Source organism: Lentilitoribacter sp. EG35, assembly GCF_040784015.1.
GTDB lineage: Bacteria > Pseudomonadota > Alphaproteobacteria > Rhizobiales > Rhizobiaceae > Lentilitoribacter.
In genome coordinates this window covers 817,117-832,941 of the sequence record NZ_JBFNGQ010000001.1, presented here as the reverse complement: position 1 = coordinate 832,941, position 15,825 = coordinate 817,117, and the positions used below count along the sequence as shown (strand labels likewise).

The window sequence follows — 15,825 nt, the reverse complement described above, 5'->3', positions numbered from 1 at the left end:
CCTTTAATTCGGTTCGAACCGGTTTTAATAATTTTAAACGATCACGATAACTGCCTATGCAGCCGCATCATCCTTCGTAGAGTAAGCACTAAGAACCTGAGCAACTTGCGTGCCAGGTTTATTGACGATTGTAGCGATACGCGTAGCTGGCGTAGAAATCATACCAACAAGTTTCGCACGTAGTTCATCAAGAGATGGCATTGTCGCAAGCGACTTGACACCATTTTCGTCTAGTACTGTGGCTCCCATTGCGCCACCAAGGATAACAAGTTTGTCGTTAGCCTTAGAAAACTCAACAGCAACCTTCGGAGCAACAACAGGATCTTCGCTATAAGCTAAGACTGTCATACCAGTAAGGTATTGTGACATACCCTCTGACTCCGTACCCTGAAGAGCAATTTTGGCAAGGCTGTTTTTCGCGACTTTGACGGTACCGCCAGCAACACGCATTTTTGAGCGAAGTTCACTCATTTGCGCCACTGTAAGACCGGCATAGTGGGCTACAACAACTGAACCGGCTTCTTTAAACACGCCGTTCAATTCTGTAACGAATTCGCTTTTCTCAGCTTTTTCCACTTACGTTTCTCCAGTTAACACATTTGAAAAATCAAACATGTCGGTTTGCATTTGCCTTCTATGAGACCAAACTGATCCCACAAACGACGTTGAGGATCCTGTCCCCTTACCCGTAACAAGCAATGCTTGTGAAAGGTGAAGGCATTCGCAAGGTTCGAACCAAACAAAACAACTTGTTTTAATTTGCTCGACCTATCTCATGCGGGCGGATATTAAGATCTCCAAAGAAGATCGCCTACAATCTCGGACAGGGTATCTCAGTTTCCTGAGATAATTTTGGCCACTTAATAAACGGCCAAAAATTCTTCTATATCAATCTATTATGACTGACAATCAATTTATTACTCACCAGCAACGCCAGCTGTATCGATCTTAAAGCCAGGCCCCATTGTTGAAGAGATAGAAATCCGCTTCAAGTAAACACCCTTTGAGCCAGATGGCTTAGCTTTAATAACTGCATCGATAAATGCTTTTACATTTGCAAGAATTGCACTCTCATCAAATGAAGCTTTACCAACGCCTGCATGCACGATGCCAGCTTTTTCAACGCGAAACTCAACAGCTCCGCCTTTAGAAGCATCAACAGCTGCCTTAACATCCATCGTCACCGTACCAACTTTAGGGTTTGGCATCATGCCACGCGGACCTAGTACCTTACCCAAACGACCAACAAGTGGCATCATGTCTGGCGTAGCAATACAACGATCAAAATCGATATTACCTTTTTGCACTTCTGCAACAAGTTCTTCAGCACCAACGACATCAGCACCAGCTGCTTTAGCTTCATCAGCCTTCGCGTCACGAGCAAATACTGCTACGCGAACAGAGCGGCCTGTACCTGATGGCAGGTTCACAACACCGCGAACCATTTGGTCGGCATGGCGTGGATCAACACCCAAATTCATTGCAACTTCAATTGTTTCATCAAACTTTGCATTAGCACGCTCTTTGACCTTAGAAATGGCAGCTTCCAACGCATGAAGCTCTTCATTATTAAGGCCTTCGATATTCTTTTTTGTTCTTTTACCTAATTTTGCCATGATATTATCCTTTGACCTCAATACCCATTGAGCGGGCTGAACCTTCAACCATCAACATCGCACCTTCGATGTCAGCAGCATTAAGATCTTTCATCTTAGCTTCGGCAATATCACGCACTTGATCTTTTGTAAGACTAGTAATGATAGATTTACCAGGCTCTTTTGACCCAGATTTCAAGTTTGCAGCTTTCTTGATCAAGTAGCTCATAGGAGGCTGCTTCATTTTGAAAGTGAAAGACTTATCTTGGTAATAGGTAATTGCGCAAGGAATTGGCGCACCTTTTTCCATTTCACCTGTTGCAGCATTAAATGCCTTACAGAATTCCATAATATTAATGCCTCGTTGACCCAGCGCAGGACCAATTGGAGGTGACGGATTTGCCGAACCAGCAGGAACCTGCAACTTCAACACTCCAGCAATTTTTTTAGCCATAATAGCTCTGCCTTTTATTTATTCCCCATACATAATGCATGAGTAAAATCCCGAAGGATAATTTGCTGACCATTTGATCAGCGGCTGCGGTTGCGTGGTACAGTATCAAAGATCGGCTAGATCAAGACGCCTCCCACGCGAAAAAGCACCGTAACGGCGCTTAAACTTTTTCTACTTGTGCATATTCAAGTTCGACAGGCGTTGCACGCCCAAAGATCGAAACTTCAACCTTAAGCCTCGCACGCTCTTCATCAACTTCTTGAACGACCCCGTTAAATGAAGCGAAAGGACCATCAGAAACCTGAACTTGCTCACCGATATCGAACATTACTGAAGGCTTCGGACGCTCCACACCCTCTTGAATTTGCGTCAGAATTTCTTCTGCTTCCCTATCGGGAATAGGTAACGGCTTACCATCACCACCCAAAAATCCGGTCACTTTAGGCGTATTCTTGATTAGGTTATGAACCGCATCAGTCAAATTAGCCTGAACCATCACATAACCAGGGAAAAACTTGCGCTCGGCATCGACCTTACGACCTCTGCGAACCTCAACAGTTTTTTCAACAGGGACCAAGATCTGTTCAAAATGGTGATCTAAACCTTTTTGACGCGCTTGTTCCTGAATCGATTCAGCGACCTTCTTCTCAAAATTTGAGTAAGCATGAACGATGTACCAGCGTACAGCCATATTTTCTACGAGCCTCGTTTAAGAACCGAAATTAAGAATGAACGAAATAACAACGCTCAAAATTTGATCTGCTGCAAAAAAGAATATTGCAGCAAGAAACACCATCACAAGAACCATAATGGTCGAGATCACAGTCTCTCGACGCGTCGGCCAAACGACCTTGGCCGTTTCGGAACGAACCTCTTGCAGGAACGTGAATGGATTAGATTTTGAAGCCATTATTCACCCATATCTTTACGGCACGGTCAGCATAAGTGCCGAACGCGCCGCGTAAGTCATCAGACACTACTTATAGATCGTTTTAGAAAACCTCAAGGGCTTTATCAAAATAATCGACTAAAAATACGCATTTTCTGACGTAACTTCATTCGCTTAAATCATTAGATGGTAAGTATGGACTTGTTTAACGAACTTCAAGACCAAATGTTCGAAAAATTACATTGAGATATGTGACGAAAGTTAGGGACTCGAATCGCATAAAACATCAAAACATGTTCAAATACTAGAAATTACACTTGCATTTAAATTGTGGGTTGTTTGATTGACACTCAATCAAATTATTTGGGATTCTATAATTATGCCTGCATCAAAACTACTAACAACTTTAATTGGATTTGCGATTTTAATATCACCAATAATCCAAGTAAATGCCATAGCAGCGGCCAAAACAGGCACAACGGGATGGGTAACCGGTTATGAGGCCATTCGTCTGGGAAAATCAAGAGATCGTTATGGAATTGTCCCAACCAAAATTCAATGCAAAAACGGAAAGAACAACCGAGGTGATTTTCGTAAAAACTTATTAGTAAAAGTAGATTACCGATTCCAAGACAAGAAGAAACCAATCTATTGGGCGGCAGCTTGGCACACGGCCATGAAGCAATTTGAAATAAAATATAAACGCAAAGGCTTCAAAATGGTCAGCCGTGATAGCTACGTTCGTGGTTCCGGTCTTAGGGTCCATTGCGCACTTTGGCATAAGAAACCAAAGAAAAAATAGAATTCCAGAACAACAAGTCTGTAGGAGTTTGAATTAGTCAACTCCTTAACGACTGACTACGCTGAATATTTCGCCATCCCAATTGTGTATGGCCATTGGGAGAACTTTAGTGATCCAAAATGTCGACCGTGACGTAACATTATACATGAAACATAAAATAATAATGCATAAAGTTGGATTTTTGATTTTTGTCTTCGCAATTCTGAATACATCGTCAGGAAACGTTCAGGCCAGGGATGTTGTCGAAAGCAAAGCGGAGTTCATCCAGAAAGTTGCCGGCAAGAAAATCACAGATGCAAAACTCAACACCTGGATGATTGCACAACCAAATGGCCAAATTAGAGGCAAATTCAAAGGTATAAACATTAAAGGAAGATGGGATTGGAATGGAAAATACTGGTGCCGAAGTGCCCGTATTGGACTTTTATCACTTCCAGATGAATGCCAGCAAATTGCTCTTAATGGAAAGACGCTAATTCTAACACGCAAAAAGGGCAACGGGACCACTCATAGCTACCAGCTAAACTAAAGTGGCTAGGAACCGCATCCAATAATATTTCTAATGCTTATCGCGGCAGTTAGGTGATACGCTTAATTATCATGCAGGTCCCGACTATCTTTCGGGGCTTCTTCACGTTCAAACATGCCATAATCACGCACTACGCTGATAATGCGAATTCGATAATCGTCAAATAGTTCGCCTCGCCCTTTGCTTTGGGCACTGCGGTGAGAGTGTAGATTTCGCCACTCATCCAATGCTGCTTCATTTTCATAAAACGACAAAGACAGTATTTTGTTAGGGTCACTCAAGCTCTGAAAGCGCTCAATTGAGATGAAGCCTTTGATCTTTTCAAGCTCAGGGCGCAATGAAGCAGCAATATCGAGATATTCCTGCTTATGTCGCTCATGCGGCAGAACCTCAAAAATCACACCAATCATTCTGCAGCATCCAAATAATCTTCCATTGGAGGGCAGGAGCAAATCAAATTGCGATCGCCATAGGCATTATCGACGCGATTTACCGGCGACCAATATTTATCAACTGAGAATGATCCCGGAGGGAAACACCCCTGCTCTCTTGAATATGGACGATCCCATTCGCCCACCAAATCACGCATCGTGTGTGGCGCATTACTTAGTGGATTATTGTCTGCCGGGTACTTACCGTCCGCTACATCCTGCGCTTCCTGACGGATAGCAAGCATTGCATCACAGAACCTATCCAACTCAGCCTTAGGCTCAGATTCCGTTGGCTCGATCATCAAAGTACCAGCAACAGGAAATGACATGGTCGGCGCATGAAAACCACTGTCGATGAGTCGTTTTGCAACATCATCAACGCTCACACCGAACTCTGCCAGAGGCCTTGTATCAATAATGCACTCGTGTGCTACGCGGCCATTTGGCCCTCGGTACAAAACCGGATACGCATCGCCCAGACGTTTCGCAATATAATTTGCATTCAATATCGCAAATTGTGTGGCACGTGTAAGCCCCTCACCACCCATCATCAGACAATAAGCCCAAGAAATAGGAAGCAAACTGGCCGACCCGTAAGGAGCCGCAGATACCGCACCTTCTGTCCCAAGTTCATTATGACCAGGCAAATGAGGGATAAGGTGTTTTTTTACACCAATTGGTCCCATTCCCGGCCCACCGCCGCCATGTGGAATGCAAAATGTTTTATGCAAATTAAGGTGCGATACATCAGAACCAATGTCGCCTGGTTGAGCCACGCCAACCATAGCGTTCAAATTTGCGCCATCAAGATAGACTTGACCGCCAAACTTATGCGTGATTTCACAAATCTCGCGAACTGTTTCCTCAAACACACCATGGGTCGATGGATAAGTAATCATACATGCAGCTAAGTTATCAGCATGTTGTTCCGCTTTCTTGCGGAAATCCTCTACATCGATATCGCCATTTTCAGAACTTGCGACGACAACAACCTTATAACCTACCATTTGAGCAGATGCAGGGTTTGTACCATGCGCTGAGGTTGGAATAAGACAAATATTTCGATGTCCTTCGCCATTCGCATTATGATAGGAAGAAATAGATAACAACCCCGCAAACTCGCCCTGCGCGCCGGAATTTGGTTGCATAGAGATCGCATCATAACCTGTTATTTCACAAAGTTTGTCAGAAAGATCCTTGATCATCAATTGATAACCATGCGTTTGATCTGTCGGAGCAAACGGATGAATATTTGCAAAACCTGACCAACTGACCGGTATCATCTCCGCTGCAGCATTAAGCTTCATTGTACACGAACCGAGCGGTATCATCGCACGATCAAGCGCTAAATCGCGGTCTGCCAAACGACGCATATAACGCGTCATTTCCGCTTCCGATCGGTTCATGTGGAATATAGAATGCGTCATATATTCACTTTGGCGAGCCATGCCATCTGGAAGACAGTAATCTGCATCACCAACAAAATCTTTCTCATTCAAACCAAACGCAGTCCAAACAGCGTGAATAATTTTGTCGTTGGTCATTTCATCAACGCTCATGCCAATTTTGGTATCACCAACAGCGCGAAGATTGACACCCTCATTCACAGCGGACTTGATGACAACACTCTGAAGGTTACCAACATCAACCGTAATTGTGTCAAAATAAGTTTCCGGTTCAATTTTAAAGCCGAGTTTTTCAATACCGGCGGCAAGCTTGGCGGCTTTAAGATGGATACGTTGTGCAATAGCTTTTAGTCCATCCGGACCATAAAACACACCGTACATTGATGCCATAACGGCCAACAATGCCTGAGCAGTACAAACATTAGATGTCGCCTTCTCGCGCCGGATGTGTTGTTCGCGGGTTTGCAACGCCAAACGATAAGCTTTGTTGCCATGAGAATCGATTGAAACACCGACAATACGGCCTGGCATAGAACGTTTAAATGCATCTTTGGTCGCCATATACGCAGCATGCGGACCACCAAAGCCGAGAGGAATTCCAAATCTTTGTGTAGAACCAACCGCGATATCCGCGCCCATTGCGCCGGGCTCTTTAAGTAATGTCAAAGACAAAGGATCTGCTGTCACAATCCCAATTGCCTTTGCTTCATGAAGTGCAGAAATTTGATCGGTAAAATCTCTTACATGACCATAGGTACCCGGATACTGGAAGATAGCACCGTATACTTCATCAGGATTTAGCGCATCGGGTGCACCGATTACCAATTCAATATCTAGCGGCTCTGCACGCGTTCGCATCACCGAGATGTTTTGTGGGTGGCAATTCTCATCAATAAAGAACATTTTTGATTTCGATTTTGCCACACGTTGCGCCATAACCATGGCTTCTGCACAAGCAGTTGCTTCATCAAGCAAAGACGCATTGGCAACTTCAAGCCCAGTTAAATCAATAATCATTGTTTGAAAATTCAAAAGCGCCTCAAGGCGTCCTTGTGAAATTTCCGGCTGGTAAGGCGTATAGGCTGTATACCAAGCTGGATTTTCAAAAATATTGCGCTGGATGGGCGGCGGTGTGAATGTATCGTAATACCCCTGCCCGATAAGAGATGGCACAACCTTGTTCATGCGGCTGACCTTACGCATATGATCGAGCAACTCATTTTGCGACAATGGCTGGTTTTCAAGCGGTGTTTTTTGACGGATAGTCTTCGGAACTGTCTGATCAATTAAATCATCAAGGGATTTAACCCCGACGACATGGAGCATTTCCTCTGTTTCTTGCGGTGAAGGTCCAATATGTCGCCGATTGGCAAAATCAAATGGGTCGTAGTCCGTCAAATTATAGCTCATTATTCGTCTCGCTTATTCGCCAATATGTGCTTTGTAAGCAGCTTCATCCATCAAACCATCATATTCAGATGGGTCTTTTAACTTCATTTTAAAGAACCATGCCGCAGCCGTCGGGTCTTCATTCACCAAAGTCGGATTATCCGCAACGGTTTGGTTAACCGCAGTGATTTCACCATCAAGTGGCGCAAGAATATCAGACGCAGCTTTGACGCTTTCAATCACAACGACATCGTCACCTTTCGAATATTCATTGCCGACATCTGGAAGTTCAACAAATACTAATTCGCCAAGCGCATCTGCTGCATGTTGTGTAATTCCAACAATGAACTCATCACCTTCCGGCTTCAACCATTCATGTTCTTCAGTATATTTCATAATAATATCCCTCAATTATCGTTTAAAATTTGCTTTTACAAAAGGCAGGCTGGCAACACTTGCAGGCAAACGCTTACCCCTGACGTCTGCAAAAATTTTCGTACCTATGATTGCATATCTCGAGTGAAGATATCCCATAGAAACAGGCTGACCCAAAGTTGGTCCAAAACCACCAGATGTAATTTTTCCAATCGGCTCTTCACCTGTTTCAGATGCAAATAGTAATGTGCCACCACGCATAGGCGCACGCCCTTCTGGAAGAATTCCAACTCGCTTTCTTGATGTACCATTTACGAGCTGTGGCAAAATTACCGCTTCACCCAAAAAGCCACCTGCTCTTTCGCCACCGTCTCGTCTAACCTTCTGAATAGACCAATTTAAGGTCGCTTCAGTTGGTGAAGTGCTCTCATCAATATCGTTTCCATAAAGGCACAAGCCACCCTCAAGCCTCAAACTATCACGCGCGCCAAGACCTATTGGTTCAACTTCATCCATTCCAGTCAGCTTGTCCGCAAACTCTTCTGCGCGATCAGATGATATAGAAATTTCGTATCCATCTTCGCCTGTATAGCCTGATCTGGATATCCAAACTTCACCAAAGCTCGTCATAAAACTACGGTTGTCCATAAAACGCATGGTCGCCACTTGAGGAAAGATGCGAATTAATGCTGTTTCGGCAAGCGGGCCCTGTAGCGCAATAAGTGCGCGGTCTTCGATGACTTCGATCTCGCAATGATCACTAATATGAGACTGCAAATGTCCTATATCATGATCTTTTCGCGCCGCATTGATTACGAGGTAAAGATGATCGCCTCTATTTGTGACCATCAAATCATCAAGAATGCCGCCATCATCTGCTGTGAAAAGCGCATAACGCTGACGTTCTTCGCCAAGCCCCAAAATATCCATTGGAACAAGTGTTTCGAGCGCTAATGCTGCATCTTTGTTGTCACCAGACTTGGCTCGCAACAAAACCTGCCCCATGTGGCTGACATCAAATAGACCAGCCTTTTCCCGAGTGTGAGTATGCTCACCCATAACACCCAATGGATATTGAACAGGCATATTATAACCAGCAAACGGTACCATTTTAGCACCATGCGCTACATGAAAATCATACAAGGGTGTTTTTAACATATCAGCCACCTCATTTATCTATTTGGCTGAAATTATCAGCACCTTAAAGATCAAGGCTTACGCCTTGCTAAGATGCCTCCTCTGTCTTGGTGCCTGAGATCGTTATCCCTTCGGCGGGCAGTTAAGCCACTCTCCAGAGTCTATATCGAAACGGTCCATTTCGCCTGAGAGTTTCCGAGGCAGTTGCTCCTTCGGCCCTGATAAAATACCAGTGTCTCCCGTTTTCGATATACGAATGAATAAGTTATGTTGTCAAAAAACTCAATGTATTTTTTCTATTGCCCAATAAAAATTTGGTTCTTCATCTAAATTATTTATCTATTTATTATTCTAGGCAAGTCCCGCTGCTTCCACTGCACCCATAAAATAGGTGAGAATAACAGCAATCCAATTCCCATCGTTTGTAGGCCTGGAGCGATGAATAGAAAGGAAACGATTGCGATATACCACCTTGATCCCATACGTAACGGTGCAAACAAAAATCCCGCAAAAGCCACCCCAAGGCATGATATCCCTAACATAGCACCTACTAGCGTGACGATAAATTCACCCCATGTAAAACCATCTGCGACCAACAGCAGCGCTGGAGAATAGACAAATACGAACGGTACTAGAGCTTTGGCTATTCCTAGCCTGAAAGCTGTGTTGCCCGTTTTGAACGGATTTGAGCCGGCAATACCTGCCGCGGCATAGGCGGCAAGTGCAACAGGCGGTGTTATATCAGCCAAAACCCCATAATAGAATACGAAGAAGTGAGATACCAAGTTTTGTACTTGGAGCTGTGCCAATGCTGGAGCTGCAACGGCTACCAAAATGATATAAGTAGCGGTTGTTGGGATCCCTGCTCCCATGATAATGCAAGAAATCGCAATCAAAACAAGAGAAACAAACAACGCCCATTGAGTTACTGTAAAGTAGCTTAGAGGCCATACTGAGCCAATTATTGTTCCAATATCATTGGCTGTCTGCACGACTACAAATCCGAGCCTAAAACCAACGCCCGTCAATGTGACAACGCCAACGACGATGCCAACAGTTGCGGCAGCGGCACCAACTGCTAGGGTATTCTTTGCGCCACTTGCTAGCGCATTCCACAAATCACTCAAGGTTAGGCTATTAACTGGGTTTAATACACCCACAACCACACATGCAGCAATTCCAAAGACAGCGGCAAAGTCAGGTGTATAACCAGATAAGATCATATAAACCAAAATCGCGAGCGGTATGATAGAAAGCCAATGTTGTCTTAGTACAATCGCAACTTTGGGAAGTTCTTCTGCTCGAAGCCCCCTAAGTCCAAGCTTTTTAGCCTCAAGGTGCACCATAATGAAAATACCAAAATAATGCAGAAGCGCTGGAAACAACGCTGCTGCAAGCACATCCCGTAGGGGTATTTCAAGATATTCAACCATGATGAACGCGGCGGCGCCCAGTATTGGCGGTGTAATTTGCCCGCCTGTGGAAGCAGTTGCCTCCACAGCCCCAGCGAAATGACCGGGATATCCAACCTTTTTCATAGCCGGAATCGTTAATGCCCCTGTTGTCACAGTATTTGCGATGGAGGAGCCTGAGATTGTTCCCATAAATGCTGATGAGAAAATCGCTACCTTTGCTGGTCCGCCTGAATAGCGGCCAGCGATGACCATCGCAAGGTCAATAAACAACTGCCCCAAGCCAATACGTGTTGCCAGCACGCCAAATAAAATGAACAAGAAAACATATTGTGCCATGACCCCAATGGCAATTCCATAGATACCTTGATTGGTCATATAAAGGTGGTTTATGAGGCCAAGCCAGCTCGTTCCACCATGCTTTAAAGCACCTGGTGCATAAGGCCCAAAAAGAGCGAATGCAACAAATATCAATGCAATAATAGGAAGCGTTGGCCCAACAGAACGCCGCGCTGCCTCAAGTGTTAATAACAGTAGTATAGTTCCCATCATGACATCTAATTGGGACGGATTACCAACTCTCTGAGCCACGATCTCGGACGGTAAGAGCGGTAAATAGAGCGCCGCAGCCACAGCCATCAGCGCAAATACGATATCAGGTACTGCTATGCCATCAAAGCGAAACCAAGCCGGAGGAGCGAGTTGATTTTCAACATTTTTTCGAATTGGAAAGAGTAGAAAAACGAGACCGAGAACAAAGGATAAATGAATAGCTCTATGTAATAACTCACGAATGAGGCCCGGACCAGAAGCGTATAAATGATAAATCGCCATCGCAACAAGAATCGTCGCGATTAATGGAGTGAGTAATTTCCCTATTGGGCGAAATGCAGTTTCAGGGTCAAATTTTCGTTCAATTTCAGCAAGTTTCTCTGCTGTCAGCTCGCTACTATTTTCTGATGACACAGAGATCCCCCACTACGAATTACCCATATAGATACAATTACCCCGGACAACACATATGTTACCCGGGGTAAAACTTTCCGTATTACTTCATTATGCCCATTTCTTTATAGAAACGTTCTGAGCCAGAATGAAGAGGGACACCTATACCATTAAGTGCAGTCTCGGCGGTAATTGTTTTACCTTTAGCATGACCAACATCAAGAAGTTTACGAGACTCTTTGTTCCAAAGAGCTTTCGTAATTTTATAAACAAGCTCTTCATCTTCTTTTGCAGATGTGAACCACTGTGCACCAACAGCAACTGTTGTTGTTCCAGCCACACCTTCATAAGTGCCTTCTGGAATATCAGAAGAAGCGAAGAAGCCATATTTTTCGGTCAATGCGTCTGCGCCTGCTCCGTCAATAGGAACGAGCTTAATCTCGGCAGCGGATGCCAATTCAACTAGCGCACCAGCCGGATAGCCAGCGACAACAAAAAATGCATCAATTTTACCGTTACGTAGAGCCTCAGCAGCTGCACCACCTTTTAGAGCTTCGGCGGTTAAATCAGAGGCAGACAATCCATTTGATTCCAAGATCAGGTTAGCATCAACATATGTACCTGAACCCGGCTCATCTAGTGACACTCGCTTGCCTTTAAGGTCAGCGACCGAGTTAATACCGCTATCTTTCAACACCACCAAGTGGATATGTTCTTCAAAAAGCGCAGCAATTGTCCGCAAATCAGTTGCAGGGTCTTTACCTTCCATAGTTCCGGTACCTGTATAGGCCCAGAAAGCCACATCTGATTGCGCAAATCCAGAATTACGGAGGCCAGAAATAATGGCGTTCACATTGTCTACAGAACCGCGAGAAGAAACTGCAGAAGCAATCAAACCATCAACACCACAGCTACCACCTTCACCACACTCACGCGAGCCTGGCGGCTTAGATATTGCATTGGCGATAACGCCACCAACTGGATAGTATGTGTAAGATGTACCACCGGTACCAATCGTAAAAAACTTCAGTTCTTGAGCAACAGACCCTGTTACCATCGATCCGAGCATGACGGCACCAACAGCGGCGGCGCTTAGAGTTTTTCCAAATATAGACATGTATTCTCCCGCATTTACAAAATAGTCAAATTAAGTTCAACTGACTAACTTGAACATGCGAAAGGGTATTTGTCTATATTATAATAAAAACAGTTGGCGCTATTACTTAAGAAAACCAGATATATGAAGTAGGCTTCTATTAGCTTTTCGGCGCAGGAACATCTGATTCCAACTTACAACCCTCAAGCCAGACATCATAAACAGCATGATCAACAGCATTTAAACCTGGGGAGTCAGCAAACATCCAACCAGAAAAGATACGTCTTATCTTGCGATCCAATGTAATTTCATCAACTTCGACAAAGGTGGTTGTTTTTGGTGCTTCTGTTTCATCTCGTGAATAACAAACACGTGGTGTCACCTGCAACGCACCAAACTGCACTGTCTCATCTACATAAACATCGAATGTCGTAATACGACCCGTGATCTTATCAATACCGGAAAAAACTGCCACAGGATTGGAAATTCGCTCTGCATTAGCGATACCTGCGACGCCAAATATTACGACAAAAACTGCAAAACAAGCAGATACAAATTGTAAATTTAAGAACTGTTTCATCAATCGATTCCGCACAAATTTAGCTCCGCATCGTTGAACCAGTTAATTGCGGCCACATCATGAAACTGAAATAAGAGGTTCAAATGATCAAAATGTTAACGACCAGGTGTCCAAGCATCATAATCACCGGTAACAACTGGGCGAACACCTTTTGTTGTCATGGAACCCTTTGGACGATATGCATTGGCAGAACCGGTTAAATTCGATTGATGCGGCTGTTGCCATTCAAATGGAATATAGTCCTCATCAGCTGGTGATACATCCGTTCTGTGATGTATCCAACCATGCCAGCCGGGAGGAATTGCCGATGCCTCAGCATAGCCTTTATAGATAACCCAACGTCGCGTGCGACCTTCGGAATCTTTACCACCCTGATAGTAAACATTACCAAACTCGTCTTCGCCAACACGCGCACCTTTGCGCCATGTATGGAAACGTGTTGCAACTGTTGCGCCGTTCCACCAAGTGAATAGTCCTAGGAAAAATGCTTTCATATCGTCGATTCTCTGCATCTAAGGTTTATGGTCTTATGCCGCCTGATGACTAGGATGTCCAGAAGAACATGATTAAGGTAACGGTTTTTCAAACACCAATGCTTCAATTGCTCGGTCCGAGATCGTATCTTCAAAGCTAATCCCTGTATTTTTATAACCTATATGCTCATAAAAATTTGCAGCATTTAGGTTTTTGGAATCAACACCTAAACGAAGATTTTTTGCTTCCGGGAAGCAGTTTTCCACTTCGTTCATCAAATCACGACCAATACCCTGACGTTGCAAGTCAGGTCGTACATAAATCTGGCTTAGATATGCATTGCCGTCCTTGTTTGGCGACTTCACAAAGGCCATACCGCCAATTTCATCCCCACTATCAGCAACAACGTACTCGCCATCTCGTGCATCAATGTTAGTTTTTATATTCTCAACACTATGCCAAGTTTGACAAATCTCATCCACAAAATCGGCGCCATGAATTGCATCATAGGTCGCATGCCACGTCTCAACTAATAACTGCTGAACTTTTTCAGCATCGCGTATACTGGCGGTACGGACAAAAAACATTATTCAACGCCCAGCTTTTCACGAACGAGTTTTTGCACAGCCTGCGGGTTTGCCTTACCACCAGTTGCTTTCATAACCTGACCAACAAACCAGCCAGCTAATTGAGGCTTTTCTTTCACCTTCTCAACCTGATCTGGGTTCGCAGCAATAATTTCATCAACGGCAGCCTCAATCGCTCCGGTATCCGTTACCTGTTTCATACCACGTTCTTCAACAATCTTGGCTGGGTCACCACCTTCTTCAAACACGATTTCAAACAACTCTTTAGCGATTTTTCCAGAAATTGTCTCATCTTCAATCATAGAAATAATCGTACCAAGTTGATCAGCTGAGATAGGAGAATCTTCGATGCCTTTACCAACCTTATTTAACGCGCCGAGCAAATCATTGATAATCCAGTTTGCAGCTAATTTACCATCGCGCCCGCTAGCGACAGTTTCAAAGAATTTAGCAATCGATTGTTCTGTTACCAAGATAGATGCATCGTAAACTGATAAGCCCAATTCTGAAACCAAACGATCTTTTTTAGCATCAGGGAGTTCTGGAAGTTCAGCAGCGATTTTATCAACATACTCCTGAGTAAACTCAAGCGGCAGCAGATCAGGGTCAGGAAAATAACGGTAATCATGTGCATCTTCTTTCGAACGCATAGAACGTGTTTCACCCTTATTTGGATCAAACAAACGTGTTTCCTGATCAATTTCACCACCATCTTCAATGATGGAAATCTGGCGGCGAGCTTCGTACTCTATTGCCTGCCCCATAAAGCGAATTGAGTTGATGTTCTTAATTTCGCAACGCGTGCCAAATTCACCACCTGGTTTACGAACAGAAACATTCACATCCGCACGCATGGAACCTTCATCCATATTACCGTCGCATGTGCCAAGGTACCGCAAAATTGTGCGCAGCTTGGTGACATATGCTTTCGCCTCATCAGCAGAACGCATATCGGGTTTGGAAACGATCTCCATCAAAGCAACGCCAGAGCGATTAAGATCAACATATGAGCGGGTTGGATGTTGATCGTGAATTGACTTACCAGCATCTTGTTCAAGATGAAGACGCTCAATACCAATTTCGGTATCTTCAAACTGACCTTTATTGTCAGGACCAACAGAAATAACGATCGTGCCCTCACCAACTATAGGATCTTTAAACTGAGATATTTGATAGCCTTGCGGCAAATCAGGGTAGAAATAGTTCTTGCGGTCAAAAAGCGAACGATTGTTGATTTGAGCCTTTAATCCTAGACCCGTTTTCACAGCCTGACGCACACATTCTTCGTTGATCACCGGCAACATACCTGGCATGGCAGCATCCACCAATGAAACATTGTCATTTGGTGCCCGGCCAAATTCAGTAGAAGATCCCGAAAACAATTTTGACTGGCTTGTTACTTGAGCATGAACCTCAAGACCAATGATAATTTCCCAATCACCTGTTGCACCGGCAATAAAGCGTTTTGGGTCTGGAGTGCGTACATCAACAATAGCAGGAGCTGTCATTTTAAGGCCTTAAATTAGCTTCGAATATTAAATCTCTTCGTAAAACAAACTATACAAGACTGCAAGCAATCAAAGCATGGATGCCGCTTTGAGTTATTAATAAAACCCATGAATTTTACACGTTAGTTTAAAACAACAACAGAGCTTAGTTTGAAGGACGAGAATCTTTCAAATATAAACTCAATAATCCGGGAAAAATTACAATTCAGAATGGAG

General features: G+C 44.0%; 17 protein-coding genes and 1 riboswitch. Of the genes, 2 read left to right on the top strand and 15 right to left on the bottom strand.

Going from position 1 to position 15,825, the window contains the following annotated elements:
- Positions 1-54 precede the first annotated feature (54 nt).
- From rplJ to secE, 5 genes are all read right to left on the bottom strand, one after another.
- Positions 55-576, bottom strand: a complete 522-nt coding sequence (gene rplJ, locus AB2J24_RS03880) for a 50S ribosomal protein L10 (RefSeq protein WP_162652240.1) — start codon at positions 574-576, stop codon at positions 55-57.
- 341 nt (positions 577-917) lie between these two features.
- Positions 918-1,616, bottom strand: a complete 699-nt coding sequence (gene rplA / locus AB2J24_RS03875) for a 50S ribosomal protein L1 (protein ID WP_162652241.1) — start codon at positions 1,614-1,616, stop codon at positions 918-920.
- A gap of 4 nt (positions 1,617-1,620) precedes the next feature.
- Positions 1,621-2,049, bottom strand: coding sequence for a 50S ribosomal protein L11 (rplK, locus tag AB2J24_RS03870; protein ID WP_162652242.1), 429 nt, complete (start codon positions 2,047-2,049; stop codon positions 1,621-1,623).
- A gap of 160 nt (positions 2,050-2,209) precedes the next feature.
- Complete coding sequence (nusG, locus tag AB2J24_RS03865; RefSeq protein WP_162652243.1) at positions 2,210-2,740, bottom strand: transcription termination/antitermination protein NusG; 531 nt, start codon at positions 2,738-2,740, stop codon at positions 2,210-2,212.
- A gap of 18 nt (positions 2,741-2,758) precedes the next feature.
- Positions 2,759-2,959 carry a preprotein translocase subunit SecE gene (gene secE, locus AB2J24_RS03860; protein ID WP_162652244.1) on the bottom strand — a complete coding sequence of 67 codons (201 nt, stop codon included), beginning with the start codon at positions 2,957-2,959 and terminating at the stop codon, positions 2,759-2,761.
- Positions 2,960-3,281: 322 nt separating this feature from the next.
- Here secE and AB2J24_RS03855 point away from each other — a divergent pair, with 322 nt between their 5' ends.
- A complete protein-coding gene (locus AB2J24_RS03855) occupies positions 3,282-3,740 on the top strand; it encodes a hypothetical protein (RefSeq protein ID WP_367384489.1) in 459 nt (152 codons plus the stop codon).
- Between the two features lie 109 nt (positions 3,741-3,849).
- A complete protein-coding gene (locus tag AB2J24_RS03850) occupies positions 3,850-4,269 on the top strand; it encodes a hypothetical protein (RefSeq protein WP_367384488.1) in 420 nt (139 codons plus the stop codon).
- Between the two features lie 62 nt (positions 4,270-4,331).
- On the opposite strand, the gene AB2J24_RS03845 is transcribed toward AB2J24_RS03850, so the two are convergent.
- The 10 genes from AB2J24_RS03845 to gatB all read right to left on the bottom strand — a co-directional run bounded on the left by AB2J24_RS03845 (position 4,332) and on the right by gatB (position 15,609).
- Positions 4,332-4,679 carry an antibiotic biosynthesis monooxygenase family protein gene (locus tag AB2J24_RS03845; protein ID WP_367384487.1) on the bottom strand — a complete coding sequence of 116 codons (348 nt, stop codon included), beginning with the start codon at positions 4,677-4,679 and terminating at the stop codon, positions 4,332-4,334.
- Positions 4,676-7,516, bottom strand: coding sequence for an aminomethyl-transferring glycine dehydrogenase (gcvP, locus tag AB2J24_RS03840; protein WP_367384486.1), 2,841 nt, complete (start codon positions 7,514-7,516; stop codon positions 4,676-4,678). The genes AB2J24_RS03845 and gcvP overlap by 4 nt, the downstream gene beginning before the upstream one ends.
- Before the next feature lie 12 nt (positions 7,517-7,528).
- Positions 7,529-7,894, bottom strand: a complete 366-nt coding sequence (gene gcvH / locus AB2J24_RS03835; protein WP_197742849.1) for a glycine cleavage system protein GcvH — start codon at positions 7,892-7,894, stop codon at positions 7,529-7,531.
- A gap of 12 nt (positions 7,895-7,906) precedes the next feature.
- Entirely contained in the window at positions 7,907-9,028 is a 1,122-nt protein-coding gene (gene gcvT / locus AB2J24_RS03830) for a glycine cleavage system aminomethyltransferase GcvT (protein WP_367384485.1), read from the bottom strand.
- Positions 9,029-9,169: 141 nt separating this feature from the next.
- Positions 9,170-9,259: riboswitch (glycine riboswitch) on the bottom strand.
- An 83-nt stretch (positions 9,260-9,342) separates the two neighbouring features.
- Positions 9,343-11,385 (bottom strand): TRAP transporter permease, encoded by a 2,043-nt coding sequence (locus AB2J24_RS03825; RefSeq protein ID WP_367384484.1) that lies wholly within the window; start codon positions 11,383-11,385, stop codon positions 9,343-9,345.
- 82 nt (positions 11,386-11,467) lie between these two features.
- Complete coding sequence (locus AB2J24_RS03820; protein ID WP_367384483.1) at positions 11,468-12,481, bottom strand: TAXI family TRAP transporter solute-binding subunit; 1,014 nt, start codon at positions 12,479-12,481, stop codon at positions 11,468-11,470.
- A gap of 139 nt (positions 12,482-12,620) precedes the next feature.
- The gene (locus AB2J24_RS03815; RefSeq protein ID WP_367384482.1) at positions 12,621-13,040 is read right to left on the bottom strand and encodes a DUF2155 domain-containing protein; all 420 of its coding nucleotides are present in this window, start codon (positions 13,038-13,040) and stop codon (positions 12,621-12,623) included.
- Between the two features lie 95 nt (positions 13,041-13,135).
- Entirely contained in the window at positions 13,136-13,534 is a 399-nt protein-coding gene (locus tag AB2J24_RS03810) for an NADH:ubiquinone oxidoreductase subunit NDUFA12 (RefSeq protein WP_162652252.1), read from the bottom strand.
- A 72-nt stretch (positions 13,535-13,606) separates the two neighbouring features.
- Positions 13,607-14,101, bottom strand: coding sequence for a GNAT family N-acetyltransferase (locus tag AB2J24_RS03805; RefSeq protein ID WP_162652253.1), 495 nt, complete (start codon positions 14,099-14,101; stop codon positions 13,607-13,609).
- Positions 14,101-15,609 (bottom strand): Asp-tRNA(Asn)/Glu-tRNA(Gln) amidotransferase subunit GatB, encoded by a 1,509-nt coding sequence (gene gatB, locus AB2J24_RS03800; RefSeq protein WP_162652254.1) that lies wholly within the window; start codon positions 15,607-15,609, stop codon positions 14,101-14,103. Before gatB ends, AB2J24_RS03805 begins: the two co-directional genes overlap by 1 nt.
- Between the last annotated feature and the right edge of the window lie 216 nt (positions 15,610-15,825).